A 20598-nucleotide genomic window follows, 5' to 3' on the forward strand; every position below is an offset into this window, starting at 1 on the left:
CCACGCCACGCCCGCACCCCCGCGCGCATCGTTCCGCGCGCACGGCGCTAGATAACCACACCGTCGGACACGAAAGATCCTCGTGAATGTCACCGTTCAGTCCCAGTTGCACCTGGAGGACCGTAAGGAAGACGCAGGTCGGCGAGGGGAGACGTGGCTCAGCGCAGGGTGGAGCCGGCCCTCCACTCCGCCCAGTCCATGTTCCATCCGCCCAGGCCGTTGTCGGGAGCCACCTTCCGGTCACGGGAGTTGACCACCTCGACCACGTCGCCGATCAGCGTCCGGTCGAAGAACCAGCCCGCCGGGGAGTCGGGGCTGCCGCCCTTGTCGTCCCGCAGGCCCACACAGCCGTGGCTCACGTTGGCCGAACCGAAGGTGGACTCGTCGGCCCAGTAGTTGCCGTGCAGGAAGGTGCCGGAGTCGGTGAGCCGGATCGCGTGCGGCACGTCCTTGATGTCGTACTCGCCGCCGAAGCCGACCGTCCGGCCGTCCATCCGCGTCACGTCGTACAGCTCCGTGACCACCATCTTCCCGTTGTAGGTCGTGGTCTTCGGCGCCCCCGCCGTGATGGGCACCGTCGCCAGCACCCCGCCGTCCCGGCGCACCACCATGGTGTGCTCGGCCGCGTCGACCACGGAGACCTGGGACCGCCCGATCGTGAAGCCGACCGTCTTGTCCTGGATCCCGTACACCCCCGGCGCGCCCTCGACGTCGCGCAGGCGCAGGTCGACGGTCACCTCGGTGCCGGGCTTCCAGTACTCGGCGGGCCGGAAGTCGAGACGCTCCTTGCCGAACCAGTGCCCGACCACCTCCACCGGCGGGTCGGAGGTGATGCGGATGGCCCGCTCGACCGCCTGCCGGTTCTCGACCGGCCGGTTGAAGCCGAAGGAGACGATCATCCCGGTGCCGACCGTGGACCGGTTCTCCGGCTTGAAGTAGCCGATGAAGCGCCGCTCGGGGACGACCGTGGTGAAGGTGGTGTGCCGGGCCGAGCGCCGGCCCTGCCCGTCGACCGCCACCGCGTCCACGCTGTACTTGGCGGACAGGGCGAGCCGGGCACCGCTGCTGGGCCGCCAGCGCTGCCCGTCCGCGCTGATCTCACCGGGCACCTCCGCCCGCTGGGCGTCCTCGACCTGAACGACACTCACCCGTTCGAGCCGGCCGCCGTCCACCCTCACCTCGATGGGCCCGTCCGCCGGTACGGCCCGGCTGCCGTCCTCCGGGCTGATCCGGATGACGTCACCGGGCGCCCGCGCCTTCCCCGGCACGGACACGCCGGTGCCCCCACCGCCGCCTCCACCACCGCCGTCGCCGTCCGTCTCGGTGCAGCCCACCAGCCCGGCCACCAGTCCTGCCGCCGCCAGGGCGAGCACCGCACCGGCCCTCGCCCGCTTCAGTACGTGTTTCACACCCGGCCCAACGACGGCCACCCTCCAGGGGAAACGTGCGTGCGGGTCATGTTGGGAGTGCGGCACTTCGGGCAGAACAGGTGGGAGGACCACGTGCGGGAAGCGGCGGCCGGGACGCCGCACGCCTTCTCGGACACGGGGCCCGACGAGCCGCGGGAGGCCGGACAGGTGTCGAGCGCAGCCGAGCAGGAGGCGGTACGGGACGGGGCGCGCGCCGAAGCGCGGCCCGCTGCCGTCGTGGAACGGCGCGGGCCGTCGGTGTGGCCGGGCACACCGACGCCCCTGGGGGCCCGCTGCCGGGTCGGCCCGGACGGGGTGGCGGGCACGAACTTCGCCCTGTGGGCCGGCGGGGCGGAGGCCGTCGAGCTCTGTCTCTTCGACGCCGACGGCACCGAACGGCGGCTGCCGCTGACCGAGCTCACCCACGAGATCTGGCACGGCTTCGTGCCCGGGGTGGGCGCGGGCCAGCGGTACGGCTACCGGGTGCACGGCCGCTGGGACCCGTGGACGGGTGCCCGCTGGAACCCCGCGAAGCTGCTCCTGGACCCGTATGCGCGGGCGGTGGACGGCGACTTCGCGCTGCCGCCCGAGGTCTACGGGCACGTACGGGACTGGCCCCAGCAGCAGGTGGCCGACACCGTGCGGGACGAACGCGACTCTGCGCCGCACGTGCCGAAGGGGGTCGTCGTCCACGACGACGGTCCCGACGACGAGTGGCGGGACGACCGCAGGCCCAAGACCCCGTGGCCGGACTCGGTCATCTACGAGCTGCACGTGAAGGGCTTCACCCGGCTCCATCCGGGCATCCCGGAGAAGCTGCGGGGCACCTACGCCGGGCTGGCGCACCCGGCCGCGATCGAGCACCTCGTCCGGCTGGGGGTGACGGCGGTCGAGCTGCTGCCGGTGCACCAGTTCGCGCACGAGGACCATCTGCTGAGACGCGGGCTGCGGAACTACTGGGGCTACAACTCCATCGGCTACTTCGCCCCGCACGCGGGCTACTCGTCCTCCGGGTCGGCGGGCGGGCAGGTCGGCGAGTTCAAACGGATGGTGCGGGCGCTGCACGAGGCCGGCATCGAGGTCATCCTCGACGTGGTCTACAACCACACCGCGGAGGCCGGCGAGCTCGGCCCGACACTGTCGCTGAAGGGCATCGACAACCGCGGCTACTACCGGCTCCAGTCCGACGCCCGCCGCTACGCCGACTACACCGGCTGCGGCAACACCCTGCACGTCGTGCAGCCGCAGGTGCTGCGGCTGATCACCGACTCGCTGCGGTACTGGGTGACGGAGATGGGGGTCGACGGCTTCCGCTTCGACCTGGCGGCGGCGCTCGCCCGCTCCATGCACGACGTCGACATGCTGTCCCCGTTCCTCGCGGTCATCGCCCAGGACCCGGTGCTGCGCCGGGTCAAGCTCATCGCGGAACCCTGGGACGTGGGGAACGGCGGCTACCAGGTCGGCGCCTTCCCGCCGCTGTGGACGGAGTGGAACGACCGCTACCGCGACGCCGTGCGCGACTTCTGGCGCGGCGCCCTGCCGGACGTCCGCGACCTCGGCTACCGGCTGTCCGGATCCAGCGACCTGTACGCCTGGGGCGGGCGCCGGCCGTACGCGTCCGTCAACTTCATCACGGCCCACGACGGCTTCACGCTGCGCGACCTGGTGACGTACGAGCACAAGCACAACGAGGCGAACGGTGAGGGCAACCGGGACGGCACGAACGACAACCGGGCCTGGAACTGCGGGACCGAGGGCGAGACGGACGACCCGGAGACCAACGCCCTGCGGCTGCGTCAGCTGCGCAACCTGCTGACGACCCTGCTGCTGTCGACCGGGGTGCCGATGCTGGTCGCGGGCGACGAGATGGGCCGTACGCAGGGCGGCAACAACAACGCCTACTGCCAGGACAACGAGACGAGCTGGCTGGACTGGTCGCTGCCGGAGGACCCCGGGCGGCGGGGGCTCCTCGACCTGACCCGCCGGCTGCTCGCCCTGCGCCACCGCCATCCGGTGCTGCGCCGCCGCGCCTTCTTCTCCGGACGCCCGCAGGCCGCGGACGGGCTGCGGGACCTGGCCTGGTTCACCGTGGACGGCGAGGAGATGACCGAGGGCGACTGGTACGCCCCGGCCGCCACGCTCGGCCTGTACCTGTCGGGCCGCGACATCCCTGGCCGGGACGCGCGGGGCGCCCAGGTCACCGACGACAGCTTCCTGGCGATCCTGCACGCCGGGACCCGCCCGGTGGACTACCTCCTGCCGGGTCCGCCGTGGGCGGAGTCGTACGAGCTGGTCCTGGACACCTCCCTGGACGACCAGACCCGCGCCCCGGGCACGGTGCACCGGGGCGGCGAGCGGGTGCGGGTGGAGGGCAGGTCGGTGGTGCTGCTGCGGGTCGGGGCGTGAGGCGGGTCAGGACCCGGCGGTGGTGACGTAGCAGGTGAAGTCGCCGGAGACGCGGTTGTCGCCGGCGGGGGTGTGGCCGATCTCGACGGTGGGATCGCCGTCGACGAGGAAGGAGTTCCGGGGCTCGCCCGCGCGGTCCACTGCGCCGGCGCCTTGCCGAACACCGAGCGGCACCGGGCGCGCGCCTCGGTGAAGCCGTCTTCGACGCTCGGCTCGGCGCGGGCCACGACACGGCCGCCGCCCCCGTACCGGCCACCGCGGCGCGACGGCGGTGGCCGGTACGGGGGTGGGGTGGTGCTTCCCCCTGCGGGCCGGGAGCCGGTCCGCACGCCTGGGGCACCCGCACGCGAACCGCTCGACCGTCCCCCGTGGACGGACCGCGTGCCCGACCAGTGTGGGCGGCCGCGTCCGCCGACGTCGTTGGCCGGGAGCGCACACCTCATTGACGCTGGGCGCACTCCCGGTACTCGCTCGGCGAACAGCCGTAGGCGGCCCGGAACGCGCGGCTGAAGGCGGCGGGGTGGCGGAAACCCCAGCGGGCCGCGATGTCGTGGACCGGGGTCCGCCGCCGGCCCGGATCGGCGAGGTCGCGGCGGGCGCGGTCCAGCCGCCGGTCGCGGATCCAGCCGGAGACGGTGACCCCCTGCTCCTGGCAGAGGCGGTGCAGGTAGCGCACCGAGATGTGGTGGGCGGCGGCGATCGTGCGCGGGCTGAGGTCGGGGTCGGCGAGGTGCCGGTGCACGAAGTCCTGGACGCGCAGGAAGAGGGCCCGGCGGCGGCTCTCCGGCTCGGGCGCCGCCCACGCGTCCAGCCGCTGGGCGGCGGTCCCGGCCAGCAGGTCGAGGAGCACGGTCGTCAGGCGGGGCGCGTCGGACGGGCCGAAGGAGGCGCCGTCGGTGGCGAGGCGGACCAGGAACTGGGCCAGCATCGCGCCGAAGCCGGAGTCCGCGGCCATCCGCAGGGCGACGAGCCGTTCGGCCTCGCGCGGGGGCAGCGGCAGCAGCGCCTTGGGGAACTGGGCGACGATGTGCCCGAGCCGGCCGTCGTCGATCCGCGTCACGCCGTGGAAGGGCCGCGAGGAGTCGTAGACCAGCAGGTCCCCCGCGGTCAGGGCGGTGTCCCGGCCCGCCTGGGACAGCCACATCTCGCCGCTGAGGGTCAGCGAGAGCTGGAAGTAGCCGGGGTCGGCGCGGCTGATCAGCCGCCTGGTGCGGTCGATCGTCATCGGCGGGTACCGCATCGCGGTGACCTGGACGGCTCCCAGGTCGAGGAGGTGCGCCTCGGCGTGGAAGTCGGCCGCGTGGTCGCTGTGCATGACGGTCGGGATGAGGGCCGCGGCCGTCATGTCGTGCCACCGGCCGAAGCGCTCGGCCCGGTCCAGTGCGTCGGTGCTGAAGTGGTGGACGTCCATGACTCCCCCGAGTCGCGTCGCACGTCGGTCAGTTGCGGCCCAGGATTCCTCGGTCGTACGCCACGGCCACCGCGGCCGCCCGGTCCTTGGCCCCCAACTTGCCATAGATGTGCGTCAGATGGGTCTTCACGGTGGCTTCGCTGATGAAGAGTTCGGCGGCGATCTCCCGGTTGGAGGTGCCCTTGGCGACGAGTTCGAGCACCTCCCGTTCCCGTCCGGAGAGGGTCTCGTCGACGGGGGCGACGGGGGTGCGGACCCGGGAGATCAGCCGGGAGGCGACGGCCGGCGAGAGGACGGTGCGGCCCTCCGCGGCGGCTCGGACGGCGGCGAACAGCTCGTCGCGCGGCGCGTCCTTGAGGAGGTAGCCGGTGGCGCCCGCCTCGATCGCGGGGAGGGTGTCCGTGTCGGTGTCGTACGTGGTGAGGACCAGGACCCGGGCGCGGGATCCGCGCGCGGCGAGGGCGGCGATGGCGTCCACGCCGTTGCCGCCGGGCATCCGCAGGTCCATCAGGACGACGTCGGGGTCGAGGCGCAGGGCGAGCTCGACGGCCTCGACCCCGCCGGACGCCTCGCCGAGGACGTCGAAGCCGGGGGCGGCGGTGAACATGCCGCGCAGGCCGTCGCGGACGACGGGGTGGTCGTCGGCGATGAGGAGGGTGATGGTGTCAGCCATGGCGCACCAACGGTACGCGGGCGGAGAGCGCGGTCCCCTCGCCGGGACGGGTCTCCAACGACAGTGATCCGGCCAGGCGTTCGGTGCGGGCGCGCATCCCGTCCAGTCCGAAGCCGCCCGTCCCGCCGCGGGCGGGCAGGGCCGCCGGGTCGAAGCCCCGCCCGTCGTCGCGTACGTCGAGGGTGATCTCGTCGCCCATGTAGGAGAGGGTGACGCCGGCCCGGGAGGCGGCGGAGTGGCGTTCGGCGTTGGCGAGGGCCTCCTGGGCGATCCGCAGCAGGGTGGCGGCGACCTCCTCGTGCAGGGGTTCCTCGGTGCCGGTGACGGTGAATCGGGTGGTGATGCCGGTGCGTTCGGACCAGCCGGCGACGGTCTTCCTCAGCGCCTCGGGGAGCGGGTCGTGTTCCAGGGCGACCGGTCCGAGGTTCTGCACGGAGCGGCGTGCCTCGCCGAGACTCTGCCGTGCCAGGTCGGCGGCGCGCTGGAGGTGGACGCGGGCGACGTCCGGGTCGGGTGCGGCGGTGACGACCTGGAGCTGGGTGATGATGCCGGCGAGTCCCTGGGCGATGGTGTCGTGGATCTCGGCGGCCAGCCTGCGCCGCTCGTCGGCGACCCCCGCCTCGCGGGCCTGGAGCAGCAACTGGGCCTGGAGGGCGGCGTTCTCGGCCAGGGCCTGTTCCAGACGGGCGTTGGTCCGGGCGAGTTCGGTGATGGTGGCGGCGCGTTCGGCGGCCTTCTCGGCCTCCTTCGCCCCGAGGTGGGCGAAGACCAGGACGAGGCAGGCGTTGAGCGCGAACAGTCCTCCGAAAGCGACCCAGTTGAGGAGGGAGGCCGGCGGCAGGCCGCCGGACTGGGAGCCGGCCATGATGACGGCGGTGGCGAGGAACCCCGCCCGGTGCAGCCGGTGGGGCAGCAGGTGGGCGGCGTCGAAGTAGCCGATGCAGGCGTAGACCGCGAAGAAGGGGTTGAGCCAGGTCAGCGCGAACGCGAGGGCGGTGCGCAGCACGAAGTACCCGAGGGAGGCGGCACCGGGGACGACCGCCGGGGCGGCGGCGTCGGCTTCGGGTGACTGCGCGGCGGGCGCCTCGGCCGGGGCGGCGGGGCCGGCCGCTCCGGGGCCCACGGCGCGGCCGGCACGCCGCCGGTGGGCGTCCCAGCCGAGCTGGAGGACCGCGGCGGCGGCGACGAGCACGGCGGCCGCGGCCGCCTCCGTACCGCTCATGATGGCCTCGGCCGCGGCCCCGGAGAGGGCCGTGGCCACCGCCAGCAGGCCGTACGGGCCCCAGCGGAAGAACTGCTGCCAGCGTTCCTCGACCGTCGTCGGCATCACCGCTCCCTCCCCCGCCACCCGTCACTCCCAGCGGAACCGGCGGACCGCCGTGGCGATCAGCGCGACCGTCCACAGGGCCATGACCCCGAGCGCGGCGCCGCCGGGCCCGCCGCCGGCCGTCGCGGCGTCGAGCGCCTGAGAGGCGGCCCCGTACGGGGTGAACTGGACGATCCGTTGCAGGGTATCCGGCATGGCCTGGACGGGGACCCAGACGCCGGCCGTGAACATCGTCGGGAAGAAGACGACCGAGCCGATCGCCGTGGCGACCTTCTGGTTCCGCGAGACCGCGCAGACGGCGGTGCCGAGGGCGAGGCCGCACGCGACGGCCGACAGGAGCGCGAGGGCGTAGCCGGCCGGGTTCTCCGGCAGCCGGACGCCGAAGGCGAGCCGGCCGACCGCGATGACGAGGAGGGCGGAGACGAGCGCGGCGACGGCGTGCAGCACGATCTGGGCGGTCAGGAGCGCCCCGGGGCGGACCGGGGTGGTGGACATCCGGCGCAGGACGCCGCGTTCGCGGTAGCCGGCGAGTACCGGCGGCATGGCCTGGAGGCCCGACATGATCAGGGCGAAGAGGACGGAGACGGGGACGTAGAGGTCGATGACGCGGCGGCCGCCGAGGTCGGCGGACGCCTCCCGGAAGGAGGGGATCAGGCCGAGGATGACCAGCAGGACGGTGGGCGAGACCATCACCCAGAACAGCGCGCCGGGTTCGCGGGAGAACAGCCGGGCCTCGGTCTTCAGCACCATGGTGGTGGCGTGGGCGCTCATCGGTCGTCGGCTCCTGTCAGGTCGAGGAAGGCGTCGTCGAGGGTGGCGTCGGCGACGCGCAGCTGGTGGGCCGTGACGGCGCGGCGGGCGAGCAGCGAGACGAAGGCGGCGACGGTGGCCTCGGTGCCGCTCACGACGGTCCGGCCGTCGCGGGTCTCCACGGTGGCGACCTGCGGCAGGGCGTGGAGCTCGGCGGGGTCGAGCGGGGTCTCGGCGGCGAAGGAGATCTCCTTCGAGACGGCGGCCCGGCCGATCAGCCCGGCGGGGGTGTCGAGTGCGGCGACGCGGCCCTTGTCGATGACGGCGATCCGGTCGCAGAGGCGCTGGGCCTCCTCCATGAAGTGGGTGACGAGCAGGACGGTGACCCCGCCCGCCCGGACGTCCTCGATCAGGGACCAGGTGTCGCGGCGGGCCCGGGGGTCGAGCCCGGTGGTCAGTTCGTCGAGGACGACGGCCCGGGGGTTGCCGACGAGGGCGAGCGCGATGAAGAGGCGCTGCTTCTGGCCGCCGGAGAGCTTCCCGAACCGTGCGGTCAGCTGTCCTTCGAGGCCCAGCCGCTCGACGAGCCCGCGCCAGTCGGCGGGCCGCTCGTAGAAGGAGGCGTACAGCTCCAGGGCCTCGCGGACGGTCAGTTTGGGCTGGAGTTCGCTCTCCTGGAGCTGCGCCCCGAGGATCCGGGTGACGTCGGCGTGCTGGGCGACGGGGTCGAACCCGCCGACCCGCACGGTCCCGGCGTCGGGGACCCGGAGCCCCTCGACGCACTCGACCGTCGTGGTCTTGCCCGCCCCGTTGGGGCCGAGGATTCCGAAGATCTCCCCCTCGGCGACCTCGAACGAGACGCCGTCGACGGCCTTCCGGCCGCCGTAGGCCTTGCGCAGGCCCTGAACTTCGATCGTTGGCATGCCCCCAGCCTGGCCGGGGGCGTGCCCGGCGGACATCGGCCGTCCCGCTCGGATCGCGGTCAACCGATCGGTTGACCGCGACTACGACTCCGGGGCGCCGCGGGCGGCGGGGCGGGGGGCCGGGCAGCGCGCCGGGCGAGAAAAACCGGATGAGTGTTGTCAGTGGTGAACCCTAGGCTCGAACCTGATGCCCGGAGAAGATGCAGTTGCCAAGGATTCCCCCGACCGATCGGCCGTGCGGACGCTGTCGCGTCTGTGGCCCTATGTGCGACCGGTGCGGGTGCGCTGGTTCGCCGCCGCCGTCGTCGCGATAGTCGCCTCCTGTCTGTCGCTGGTCATCCCGCTCGTCCTGAAGTGGATGGTGGACGGGCCCGTGGCGGAGGGCGATCCGGGCGGCGTGTGGCTCGGCGCGCTGTACCTGCTGCTCCTCGGGATCGCGGAGGCGGTGCTCTTCGGCTTCCGGCGCTGGCTGGTGGCCCGGCCGCTGGCCGGGGTCGAGGCGGGGATGCGCGCCGACCTGTACCGGCACCTCCAGCGGCTCCCGATCGCCTTCCACGACCGGTGGGCCTCGGGGCAGCTGCTCTCCCGCGGTACCACCGACCTGATGCTGGTCCGGATGTTCCTGGCCTTCCCGCTGACCTTCCTGCTGGTCAACGGCGTGACGATCCTGGCCGGATACGTCCTGCTGCTGGGCCAGGACTGGACCCTCGGCCTGGTGCTGCTCACCCCCGTCGTCCCGTTGGTGGTCCTCTGCTCGCTCTTCGAGAACCGGTACGCGGTCGTCGCCCGCCGGTCCCAGGACCAGGTCGGCGATCTGACCACGGTCGTCGAGGAGAGCGTGCTCGGCATCCGGATCGTCAAGGGCTTCGGCCGCCACCGCAGCCAGGCGCTGGCCTTCCGGAACCTGGCCGAGCGGCTGCGCGGAACGGAGCTGGCCAAGGCCCGGCTGCTGGCCGGGATCTGGGCGCTCATCACCGTCATCCCCGAACTCGCCATCGGCGCCGCCCTCGTCCTCGGCGTCGTCCAGGTCGCGGACGGCGAGCTGTCGGCGGGCACGCTGGTGGCCTTCCTGTCGACCGCGCTCGCGCTCCGCTGGCCGGTGGAGTCGATCGGCTTCCTGCTGGCGATGAGCCAGGAGGCGGCGACCGCGACCGAGCGGTACTTCGAGGTGATGGACGAGCCCGAGGAGACCTCTCCGACGGCGGACGCCACGGCGCCGGCCGCGACGGCCGCCGGGGCGGCGTCCCCGCCCCGTGACGGGCTGCGGTTCGAGAACGTCTCCTTCCGCTTCCCGGACGCCCCGGCCGACGCGCCCGCCGTACTCGACGGGATCGACCTGCACATCCGGCCCGGCGAGACCCTCGCCCTGGTCGGCGGCACCGGCTGCGGAAAGACGACGCTCACCGCGCTCGTGCCGCGCCTGCACGACGCCACCGGGGGCCGCATCCTCCTCGACGGCGAGGACATCACGCTCATGCCGCGCGAACGGCTGCGCGAGCTGGTCTCGGTGGCCTTCGAGGAGCCGACGCTCTTCTCGGCGAGCGTCGGCGAGAACGTCCTGATGGGCGCGGGGAGCGCGGCCGGCGGCCCGGAGCTGCGGCGGGCGCTCGGCGTGGCCCAGGCCGAGGGCTTCGTCGACGCGCTGCCCGAGGGCGCCGCGACCCAGGTCGGCGAACAGGGTCTGAGCCTGTCGGGCGGTCAGCGCCAGCGCCTCGCCCTGGCCCGCGCCGTGGTCGGCCGGCCCCGCTTCCTGGTGCTGGACGACCCGCTCTCCGCGCTGGACGTGCACACCGAGGCCCTGGTGGAGGCGGCGCTGCGCGAGGTCCTGCGCGACACGACGGCGCTGGTCGTGGCGCACCGCCCGTCGACGGTCATGCTCGCCGACCGGGTGGCGCTCCTGTCGGAGGGCCGGATCGCGGCGGTGGGCACCCATCAGGAGCTGCTGCGCGCACACGCCGAGTACGCCTGGCTGATGTCGGGCGCGGAGCCCGGGCCGGGCGCGTTCGGCCCGCCCGGCATGCACGACGATCACGACGACGGCGCCGGCGACCGGAACGCGGGCGGCCGGAACGCGGAAGGGAGCACGCGGCGATGACGGAGCCGACGACCGCGACGCCGGAGACGGCCACCCCGGGTGCCGGGACTCCCGGCGCCCCGACGCCGCCGGAGCCCGGCCCGCCGGCGGACCGGGCGGCCGGGACCGCGGCGCCTCCCGGGACCACCCCGGCCGTCCCGGCCACCGGGACCCCGCCACCCGGCGACGGGGGCGAGGACGGCGACCCGTTCGACCGGGACGACCTGCCCTCGGCCGCCGGCGCGACCGGGGCGCTGCTGCGCTCCCTGCTCGCCGCCCACCGGGCCCGGGTGTTCGTCGCCGCGCTGGTCCTGCTCCTCCAGCAGGCCGCCGTGCAGGCCGGACCCCTGCTCGTCGCGTACGCCATCGACCGCGGCGTGCCCGCCTTCCGCGCGGGCGACCACGGCCCGGTCGTGGCCGTCGCCGTCGGCTACCTGCTCTGCGCGGCCGGCGCCGGGCTGCTCCAGTACGTCTTCGTCCGCGCCGCCGCCCGGATCAACCAGGACGTGCTGCTGGACCTGCGCGGGCGGATCTTCCGTCACGCCCAGGCGCTGAGCGTCGACTTCCACGAGCGGTACACCTCGGGCCGGCTCATCTCCCGCTCCACCACGGACGTGGAGTCGCTGCGCGAGCTGCTGTCCGAGGGACTGCAGGAACTGATCGCCGTCGTCCTGGCCTTCGTCTACATCTCGGCGATGCTGCTCTGGCTGGATCTGGGCATCGGAGCGGTGGCCGTCGCCTCCTTCGTGCCGCTGTACCTGCTCGTACGGCTCTACCAGCGGCGCGCGGCCCTCGTGTTCGACGAGCGGTCGACGGCCATCGCCGGGGTGATCGTGAAGTTCGCCGAGACGATGAACGGCATCCGGCCGGTCCGGGCCTTCCGGCGGGAGCGGGCCAACGACGGCGAGTTCGCGGTCCTCAACCACCGGCACGAGCGGAGCAACGGCGACGCGCTCCTGGAGATGGCCCGGTACGTCGTCGGCTCACGGCTCGTCGCGAACACGGCGGTGGCCGGAATGTGTCTCTGGGGGGCGTACCGGGTCGCCGGGGGGACCCTGGCGCTCGGCGTCCTCGCGGCGGCCGTGCTGTACATGCGCCGGTTGTACGACCCGATCGACCGGCTGGGCATGTTCCTGAACTCCTACCAGTCGGCCGCCGCGTCCCTCGGCAAGATCGCCGGACTGCTGGCCCAGGAGCCCGGCGTGCCCGAGGCCGTGGCGCCGCGCGCGCTGCCGGCCGCCCGCTCCGGGACCCCGGGCCGGGAAGTGGTCTTCGAGGGCGTGCGGTTCGCCTACCGGACGGGGGGCGAGGTGCTGCCGCGCCTCGACCTGACGATCCCGGCGGGGCAGACGGTCGCCGTGGTCGGGTCGACGGGCGCGGGCAAGTCCACGCTCGCCAAGCTCCTCGCCCGCTTCTACGACCCGACCGAGGGCCGGGTGCTGCTCGACGGGGTCGACCTCACCGAGCTGGACACGCCCGAACTGCGGCGGGGCGTCGTGATGGTGACCCAGGAGGCGTTCCTGTTCTCCGGGACGGTCGCCGAGAACATCGCGATCGGGCGGCCGGACGCGACGCGGGAGGAGATCGAGCAGGCGGCGAAGGCGATCGGCGCGCACGACTTCATCGCAGGACTGCCGGACGGCTACGACACGGACGTCCGCAAGCGGGGCGGCCGGATCTCGGCGGGCCAGCGCCAGTTGGTGGCCTTCGCGCGGGCGCTGCTCGCCGACCCTGCCGTGCTCATCCTCGACGAGGCGACCAGTTCGCTGGACGTGCCGGGGGAACGGGCCGTGCAGCGGGCGATGGACACCGTCCTCGCGGGCCGGACGGCGGTGGTCATCGCCCACCGCCTGTCCACGGTCGAGATCGCGGACCGGGTGCTCGTGATGGAGTCGGGCCGGGTGGTGGAGGACGGCACGCCGGCCGCGCTGGTGGGCGGCGAGGGCCGCTTCGCGACCCTCCACCGCGCCTGGCGCGACAGCCTGGTGGGCTGAGGGCACCTGTCCCCGGCACCGGGGCGGGCGCCCGGCCGAGGGCGCCCGGGTCCGCGTGCTCCATGAGGCCGGTCCGGGACGCCCCGTCCGGGACCGGGCGCCCGGCACACGGCCGCGCTGTCACGTGGCCCGCCGGCCCCGCAGCAGCGTCAGGGCGACCGCCGCCGCCGCGACCGCGACCAGCGCCGCGCCCACCGCGGCCCCGTTCAGCGCCGACGTGAAGGCGGACCTCGCCGCCTCCAGGACGGGCCCCGGCGAGGCCACGGCGCCGCCCAGGGTCTCGCGCGCGGCGGCCGGGGCGGAGGACGGCATGGCGTTCGTGTAGATCGCCGCGCCGATCGATCCCAGGATCGCCATCCCGAGTGCGCCGCCGAGCTCCTGTCCGGATTCGAGCACCGCCGCCGCCGATCCCGCGCGCTCCGGCGGTGCCGCGCCGAGGGCGAGTGCGTTGGCCAGCGTCATGGCGGTGACGAGCCCGGCCGCGTAGACCGCGGACGCGACGAGCAGGACCCACAAGGGGGTGTCGCGGCCGATCACCGCGAGCCCTCCGAAGCCCGCCGCAGCGACGAGGAAACCGCCGCCCATCACGAGGGCCGGGTCCACGCTCCGGGCCAGCGCGGCGCCCGTCGGCGCGGCGACCATGACGCCCAGCGAGGGCACCAGACTCCACAGGGCCGCCTCGAACGGGTCCTGGCCGAGGACGGACTGGAGGTACTGGGTGAGGAAGACGGCGAAGCCGACGACCGCGACCATGGCGAGCAGGTTGGCCAGCACCGAACCGCCGTACGCGCGCCGGCGGACCAGCTTCAGGTCGACCATGGGGTGTTCGAGGCGGGCCTGGCGGCGGACGAAGACCAGCGCGAGCAGCAGTCCGAGCACGATCCCGGCCGCCGGCAGGGGCTGCCGCACGTCCTTGGCGAGCTCCTTGACGCCGTGGATGAGCGGCAGCAGCGCGGCCAGCGACAGCAGGGCGCCGACCAGGTCGAAGCGGCCGTGCGCCGTACCCCGCGAGCTCGGCAGCAGCAGCGGTCCGAGGACCAGCAGCAGCGCCATCGCGGGCAGGTTGACCAGGAAGACCGAGCCCCACCAGAAGTGCTCGACGAGTGCCCCGCTGACGACCGGACCGAGCGAGATCCCGCTCGCCATCACGGCCGTCCACAGGGTGACCGCCTTGGCCCGCTGCGCCGCGTCGCGGAAGAGGGTGCGGATCAGGGCGAGCGTGGACGGCATCAGGCAGGCGCCGGCGACGCCGAGGAGGGCGCGGGCGGCGATGAGGGTGGCCGGGCTGTGGGCGTACGCGGCGGCCAGCGAGGCGACACCGAAGAGCGCCGCGCCCGCGAGGAGCAGCCGGCGGCGGCCGACGCGGTCCCCGAGGGCGCCCATGGTGATGAGGAGTCCGGCGAGCACGAAGCCGTACATGTCGAGGATCCACAGCTGGGCGGTGGCTCCGGGCCGCAGGTCGGCGCTGATGGCGGGGATGGCGAAGTAGAGGACGGAGACGTCCATGGAGACCAGGAGCAGGGGCAGCATCAGCACGCCGAGGGCGGTCCATTCGCGGCGGCCGGCGCGGGCGCCGCTCGTGTCGGGACCGGCGGTCGGGGCGAGGTCGGCGGGCTCGGCGGGCTCGGTGGTCCGAGGCGGGGTGAGCGTCATGCGGGGAGCGAAGCAGCCCTTTCGCGTACACCGCCATCCCCGCCCTAGTGCACCCCTGCCGCAGCTCGCATCGGCGCAGTTCAGGAGGGTGTACGGGGCATCAGCCGCACTAGTACACTCGCCGCCCGTGACGACGCCGCCGCCCTACCTCGCCATCGCCGCCGAACTGCGCCGCCGGATCCGGTCCGGCGCCCTCGCCCCCGGTGACCGCGTCCCGTCCATCCGGGCGATCACCCGCGAGTGGGGGGTGGCGATGGCGACGGCCACGAAGGCGCTGGCCGTGTTGCGTCAGGAGGGTCTGGTGCGTCCGGAGCCGGGCGTGGGGACGGTCGTGACCTCGCCCGCCGCGCCACCGGCCGCGCTCAGCCGCGAACGGATCGTCCGGGCGGCCCTCGAACTCGCCGACGTGGAGGGCCTGTCGGCGCTGAGCATGCGCCGGGTGGCGACCGCCCTGTCGACGTCCACGATGGCGCTGTACCGCCATGTCCCGGGCAAGGGCGAGCTGGTGCGGCTGATGAGCGACGCGGCCTGCGCCGAGGTGCCGTTGGGGCCGGTGCCGGACGACTGGCGTACGGGCCTGGAGAGGGGGGCCCACTGGCTGTGGCAGGTCTACACCCGGCACCGCTGGATGGCTCCGGCGATGGCCGCCATCACCAGGCCCATCGCCTCGCCGCACGCGATGGCGTACACGGAGTGGGTGCTGACCGCGCTGCGCCCGACGCCGCTGAGCCCCTTCGACAAGCTGCACGTCCACCTGACGATCTTCTCGTTCGTCCAGGGTCTGGCCATGGCGGCGGACCTGGAGGAGCAGGCGCAGCAGGACAGCGGGATCTCGGACGGCGAGTGGATGGCTCGGAACGAGCCACGCTTCGAGGCGATCTCGGCGGCCGGTTCGTACCCTCTGCTCAACGGACTGACGGCGGGCGCGGACTTCGAGTTGAGCCTCGACACCCTCTTCCGATTCGGGCTCGGGCGAACGCTGGACGGCATCGCGATCATGATCGGTGAAACGTCCGCTTAACGAACACGACGATGCGGGCACCGGACGATTTCCGGCCAACTTGTTGACGCGCTCCTGACAGGTGCCCGTCACTACTGCGACTCTCTCACCGGTTGTTCGCACCACCGTTCGTGCCTCACAAGTACGCGTATCGAAGCTCTGTTTGCTCTGCCCGGTCGAGCCCACCCAGTCGGCCGGTACCCCCCTCGCAAAAGGAGTTCGCGTGAGATCCACGCCCAGCCGTCGCGCCACCGCGACCGGCGCTCTGATAGCCGCCGCTGCCATGCTCGCCGCCGGCGTGCAGACCGGCTCCGCCACCGCGGCGAACACCCCCTGGACCGTCGCGCCGAAGGCCCAGGCCGTCGGCAAGGCCAACCCCGGTGAGCTTCCGGCCGACCTCTCCCCCGCCCAGCGCACCGCGCTGATCAAGGCGGCCGACGCCGACAAGGCGGCGACCGCCAAGGCCCTCGGCCTCGGCGCCCAGGAGAAGCTCGTCGTCCGTGACGTGGTCCAGGACCGGGACGGCACGACCCACACGCGCTACGAGCGCACCTACGCGGGTCTTCCCGTCCTCGGTGGCGACCTGATCGTCGAGGAGACCAAGGCCGGCGCCACCCAGGGCGTCACCAAGGCCTCCCGCGCGGAGCTGAAGAACGTCGACACGACCGCGACGGTCGCCCCGGCCGACGCCACCCGGCAGGCCCTCGGCGCCGCGAAGGCCGAAGGCGCCGGCAAGGCCGAGACCAACCGCGCCCCGCGCAAGGTCGTCTGGATGGCCCAGGGCGCGCCCGTCCTCGCGTACGAGACCGTCGTCGGCGGCCTCCAGCACGACGGCACCCCGAACGAGCTGCACGTCGTCACCGACGCCAAGACCGGCAGCAAGCTGTACGAGTGGCAGGCCATCGAGACCGGCACCGGCAACACGATGTACAGCGGCCAGGTGACCCTCGGCACCGCGCCCTCGTACACGCTGACCGACACCGGCCGCGGCAACCACAAGACGTACAACCTCAACGGCGGTACGTCGGGCACCGGCACGCTCTTCAGCAACACCACGGACGTGTGGGGCAACGGGACCGCGTCGAACAAGGAGACCGCGGGCGCCGACGCGCACTACGGCGCCGCGCTCACCTGGGACTACTACAAGAACGTGCACGGCCGCAGCGGCATCCGCGGTGACGGCGTCGGCGCGTACTCCCGCGTCCACTACGGCAACGCGTACGTCAACGCGTTCTGGTCGGACAGCTGCTTCTGCATGACGTACGGCGACGGCTCGGGCAACACCAAGCCGCTGACGTCCATCGACGTGGCCGCGCACGAGATGACGCACGGCGTCACCTCCAACACCGCCGGCCTGCAGTACAGCGGCGAGTCCGGCGGCCTGAACGAGGCCACCTCGGACATCTTCGCGGCGGCCGTCGAGTTCTACGCCAACAACGCCCAGGACAAGGGCGACTACCTGGTCGGCGAGAAGATCGACATCCGCGGCAACGGCACCCCGCTGCGCTACATGGACAAGCCCAGCAAGGACGGCTCGTCCAAGGACGCATGGTACTCCGGCATCGGCTCGATCGACGTCCACTACTCCTCGGGCCCGGCGAACCACTGGTTCTACCTGCTCTCCGAGGGCAGCGGCGCGAAGACCGTCAACGGCGTCAACTACGACTCGCCGACCTCCGACGGCCTGCCCGTCACCGGCATCGGCCGGGACAAGGCCGCGCTGATCTGGTTCAAGGCGCTCACCACCAAGTTCGGTACGACCACGAACTACGCCGGTGCCCGCACCGGCACGGTCGACGTCGCCAAGGCGCTGTACGGTGCGACCAGCCCCGAGGTCACGGCCGTCGAGAACGCCTGGGCCGCCATCAACGTCGGTGCCCGCCCCGGCGGTGGCAACCCCGGCGGCACGGTCTTCGAGAACACCGCCGACGTGTCCATCCCGGACAACGGCGCCGCGGTGACCTCGACGGTCAACGTCACCGGTGTCACCGGCAACGCCCCGAGCAACCTCGCGGTCGGCGTGGACATCGTCCACACCTACCGCGGTGACCTCATCGTCGACCTGGTCGCGCCGGACGGATCGGTCTACAGCCTGAGCAACCGCTCCGGCGGCAGCGCCGACAACATCAACCAGACCTTCACCGTGAACGCCTCCAGCGAGGTCGCCAACGGCGCCTGGAAGCTCCGCGTCCAGGACAAGGCGTCGATCGACACCGGCTACATCAACAGCTTCAAGCTGACCTTCCCGTAACCCCGGCCACGGAGTGACGGCGGTCTGACGGACGCCCGGAGGGACTCGGTCCCTCCGGGCGTCCGTGCGTGCCGGCACCGATCGGCGCCGGCCTGCCGTCAGCGCAGCAGCACGCCCGTGTCCGGGCTCCTCGTGTCCGCCGGCAGCGTCACCAGGCCCAGCTCCGCGGGAGAGGCCAGCAGCCGGTGGGCCGGCAGGACGCGGACCGTGCAGCCGAACGGGCCCGTACGGTCCAGGGTCAGCGTGCCCTCGTAGGGCCAGTGGCCCTCCAGGTCCGGGCCGCCGGCCGGCTTCAGGGCGCAGGTGCGGGCGTCGCCGATGGCGTCGTCCGCGTCGACGCGGCCCGCGACCGCCTGCACCTCGACGTCCTCCGGGCGGAGGTCGCCGAGCGCCACCCTGACCCGGACCGCGAGCGTCGCGCCGAGCTCCGCGTCACCCAGGTCCTCGCCCGCCTCGACGTGGTCGACGGCGACCTTCGGCCAGCCGGCCCGCACCCGCGCCTTCCAGTCGGCCAGGTCGCGCGCGGTGTCCGGTGCGAGGGCCCGGTGGGCCCGGGCCGCGGGCGCGTAGAGCCGCTCCACGTACTCCCGCACCATCCGGTCGGCCAGCACCTTCGGCCCGAGGCCGGAGAGGGTGCCGCGGACCATCGCCGTCCAGCGGGCCGGGACGCCGTCCGCGCCGCGGTCGTAGAAGCGGGGGGCGACCCGGCGCTCGATCAGCTCGTAGAGCGCCGCGGCCTCCACGTCGTCGCGCCGCTCCTCGTCCGCGGCGGCCGCGCCGTCCGCGGTGGGGATGGCCCAGCCGAAGTCCGGATCGAACCACTCGTCCCACCAGCCGTCCAGGACGGAGAGGTTGAGGCAGCCGTTCAGAGCGGCCTTCATCCCGCTGGTGCCGCAGGCCTCCAGGGGGCGCAGCGGGTTGTTGAGCCAGACGTCGCAGCCCGGGTACAGGCGCCGGGCCATGCCCATCCCGTAGTCGGGCAGGAAGACGATGCGGTGCCGGACCCGCGGGTCGTCGGAGAACCGCACCAGCTCCTGTACGAGCCGCTTGCCGCCGTCGTCGGCGGGGTGCGCCTTGCCGGCCACCACGAGCTGGACGGGCCGTTCCGGGTGGAGCAGCAGCGACCGCAGCCGGTCCTGGTCGCGGAGCATCAGCGTGAGCCGCTTGTACGAGGGGACGCGGCGGGCGAAGCCGATGGTGAGCACGTCCGGGTCGAGCACCGAGTCGGTCCAGCCGAGTTCGGCGTCCACGGCGCCCCGCTGGCGCCACGAGGCCCGGACCCGGTCCCGCACCTCGGCCACGAGCTGTTCGCGCAGGGTGCGGCGCAGCTCCCACAGGGCCCGGTCGTCGGGCTCGGTCCCGTCGCGGCCCGGCCCGTGCCGGCCGACCTCGGGCGCGGTCCAGGTCGGCGCGTGGACGCCGTTGGTGATCGAGGTGATCGGCACCTCGTCGGCGTCGAAGCCGGGCCACAGCCCGGCGAACATCGCTCGGCTGACGGCCCCGTGGAGGGTGGAGACGCCGTTGGCCCGCTGGGCCAGGCGCAGCCCCATGGCGGCCATGTTGAACAGGCCGGGTTCGCCGCCGAGCGGGGTCTCGTCGCCGAGGGCGAGGATCCGGCCCACGTCGACGCCGGGGAGCTCGCCGTCCTCGCCGAGGTGGCGGGCGACCTGTCCGCGGTCGAAGCGGTCGATGCCGGCGGGCACGGGGGTGTGCGTGGTGAAGACGGTCCCGGCGCGGACGGTCTCCAGGGCGGCGTCGAAGGCGAGGCCGTCGCCCGCCAGTTCGCGGATGCGTTCCAGGCCGAGGAAGCCTGCGTGGCCCTCGTTGGTGTGGAAGACCTCGGGGTCGGGGGTGCCGGTGAGCCGGCAGTAGGTGCGGACGGCGCGGACGCCGCCGATGCCGAGGAGCATCTCCTGGAGCAGCCGGTGCTCGCTGCCGCCGCCGTACAGCCGGTCGGTGACCTCGCGCTCGCCGGGCGCGTTCTCCTCGACGTCGGAGTCGAGCATCAGCAGCGGGACGCGGCCCACCTGCGCGATCCAGATGTGGGCGTGCAGACTCCGGCCGCCGGGCAGTGCGAGGGTGACGCGGGCGGGGGTGCCGTCGGTCTCGCGCAGCAGCTCGACGGGCAGCTCGCCGGGGTCGAGTACGGGGTAGTGCTCCTGCTGCCAGCCCTCGCGGGAGAGGGACTGGCGGAAGTAGCCGTGACGGTAGAGCAGGCCGACGCCGATGAGCGGGACGCCGAGGTCGCTGGCGGCCTTGAGGTGGTCTCCGGCGAGGATGCCGAGACCGCCGGAGTACTGGGGCAGGGCGGCGGTGACGCCGAACTCGGGTGAGAAGTAGGCGATGGAGGAGGGTAGCTCGCCGCCGGGCTCCTGGTGGAGCTGGTACCAGCGGGGGGCGTGCAGGTAGTGGTCGAGGTCCTCGGCGGCGGCCCGCAGCCGGGCCAGGAAGTCCTGGTCCGCGGCGAGGGCGGCGAGGCGGGCGGCGGAGACGGAGCCGAGCAGCCGGACGGGGTCGGTGTCCTCGCTGCGGCGCCCCGGCGCGGGGCCGGGGTCGACGGAGGCGAAGAGTTCCCGGGTGGGCTCGTGCCAGGACCAGCGCAGGTTCCGCGCCAGATCGCTGAGGGGTCGAAGGGTGTCGGGGAGGACGGGGCGCACGGTGAATCGACGGATTGCCTTCACGTGTTCCACCTTCGCAGGGGAGTACGGAGCGGAGTGGACGCACCAC

At 73.6% G+C, this 20598-nt stretch carries 14 protein-coding genes; 5 read left to right on the forward strand and 9 right to left on the reverse strand.

All coding sequences use genetic code 11. The features are described 5' to 3' along the window. Positions 1 to 158 precede the first annotated feature (158 nt). Positions 159 to 1409 carry a L,D-transpeptidase gene (locus tag ACE1OA_RS10555; protein WP_356608557.1) on the reverse strand — a complete coding sequence of 417 codons (1251 nt, stop codon included), beginning with the start codon at positions 1407 to 1409 and terminating at the stop codon, positions 159 to 161. Positions 1410 to 1577: 168 nt separating this feature from the next. Here ACE1OA_RS10555 and glgX point away from each other — a divergent pair, with 168 nt between their 5' ends. Further along, positions 1578 to 3815, forward strand: coding sequence for a glycogen debranching protein GlgX (gene glgX / locus ACE1OA_RS10560; RefSeq protein ID WP_356608607.1), 2238 nt, complete (start codon positions 1578 to 1580; stop codon positions 3813 to 3815). Between the two features lie 6 nt (positions 3816 to 3821). Here the strand turns inward: glgX and ACE1OA_RS10565 are convergent, their stop codons facing one another. From ACE1OA_RS10565 to ACE1OA_RS10590, 6 genes are all read right to left on the reverse strand, one after another. Continuing rightward, positions 3822 to 3956, reverse strand: a complete 135-nt coding sequence (locus tag ACE1OA_RS10565) for a hypothetical protein (RefSeq protein ID WP_386542621.1) — start codon at positions 3954 to 3956, stop codon at positions 3822 to 3824. A 298-nt stretch (positions 3957 to 4254) separates the two neighbouring features. Beyond that, entirely contained in the window at positions 4255 to 5226 is a 972-nt protein-coding gene (locus tag ACE1OA_RS10570) for a helix-turn-helix domain-containing protein (RefSeq protein WP_386542620.1), read from the reverse strand. 28 nt (positions 5227 to 5254) lie between these two features. Continuing rightward, a complete protein-coding gene (locus ACE1OA_RS10575) occupies positions 5255 to 5899 on the reverse strand; it encodes a response regulator transcription factor (protein WP_356608563.1) in 645 nt (214 codons plus the stop codon). After that, positions 5892 to 7226 carry a sensor histidine kinase gene (locus ACE1OA_RS10580; protein WP_432752680.1) on the reverse strand — a complete coding sequence of 445 codons (1335 nt, stop codon included), beginning with the start codon at positions 7224 to 7226 and terminating at the stop codon, positions 5892 to 5894. The genes ACE1OA_RS10575 and ACE1OA_RS10580 overlap by 8 nt, the downstream gene beginning before the upstream one ends. A 24-nt stretch (positions 7227 to 7250) precedes the next feature. After that, complete coding sequence (locus tag ACE1OA_RS10585) at positions 7251 to 7997, reverse strand: ABC transporter permease (RefSeq protein ID WP_386542619.1); 747 nt, start codon at positions 7995 to 7997, stop codon at positions 7251 to 7253. Beyond that, complete coding sequence (locus ACE1OA_RS10590; RefSeq protein ID WP_432752681.1) at positions 7994 to 8899, reverse strand: ABC transporter ATP-binding protein; 906 nt, start codon at positions 8897 to 8899, stop codon at positions 7994 to 7996. Before ACE1OA_RS10590 ends, ACE1OA_RS10585 begins: the two co-directional genes overlap by 4 nt. A 187-nt stretch (positions 8900 to 9086) precedes the next feature. On the opposite strand from ACE1OA_RS10590, the gene ACE1OA_RS10595 reads away from it, so the two are divergent. Both ACE1OA_RS10595 and ACE1OA_RS10600 read left to right on the forward strand, forming a co-directional pair. After that, on the forward strand, positions 9087 to 10994 hold the full coding sequence (locus ACE1OA_RS10595) for an ABC transporter ATP-binding protein (protein ID WP_432752682.1): 1908 nt from the start codon (positions 9087 to 9089) through the stop codon (positions 10992 to 10994). Beyond that, entirely contained in the window at positions 10991 to 12967 is a 1977-nt protein-coding gene (locus ACE1OA_RS10600) for an ABC transporter ATP-binding protein (RefSeq protein WP_361312985.1), read from the forward strand. Before ACE1OA_RS10595 ends, ACE1OA_RS10600 begins: the two co-directional genes overlap by 4 nt. A 120-nt stretch (positions 12968 to 13087) precedes the next feature. Here the strand turns inward: ACE1OA_RS10600 and ACE1OA_RS10605 are convergent, their stop codons facing one another. Continuing rightward, a complete protein-coding gene (locus tag ACE1OA_RS10605) occupies positions 13088 to 14620 on the reverse strand; it encodes an MFS transporter (protein WP_432752683.1) in 1533 nt (510 codons plus the stop codon). Between the two features lie 127 nt (positions 14621 to 14747). Between ACE1OA_RS10605 and ACE1OA_RS10610 the strand changes: the two genes are divergently transcribed. Continuing rightward, positions 14748 to 15641, forward strand: coding sequence for a TetR/AcrR family transcriptional regulator C-terminal domain-containing protein (locus ACE1OA_RS10610; protein WP_432752684.1), 894 nt, complete (start codon positions 14748 to 14750; stop codon positions 15639 to 15641). A gap of 202 nt (positions 15642 to 15843) precedes the next feature. Continuing rightward, the gene (locus ACE1OA_RS10615) at positions 15844 to 17871 is read left to right on the forward strand and encodes a M4 family metallopeptidase (protein WP_432752685.1); all 2028 of its coding nucleotides are present in this window, start codon (positions 15844 to 15846) and stop codon (positions 17869 to 17871) included. Between the two features lie 98 nt (positions 17872 to 17969). Here ACE1OA_RS10615 and glgP read toward each other — a convergent pair whose 3' ends face one another. Beyond that, entirely contained in the window at positions 17970 to 20552 is a 2583-nt protein-coding gene (gene glgP / locus ACE1OA_RS10620; protein ID WP_361312987.1) for an alpha-glucan family phosphorylase, read from the reverse strand. Between the last annotated feature and the right edge of the window lie 46 nt (positions 20553 to 20598).

Source organism: Streptomyces sp. JL2001, from assembly GCF_050917515.1.
Lineage (GTDB): Bacteria > Actinomycetota > Actinomycetes > Streptomycetales > Streptomycetaceae > Streptomyces.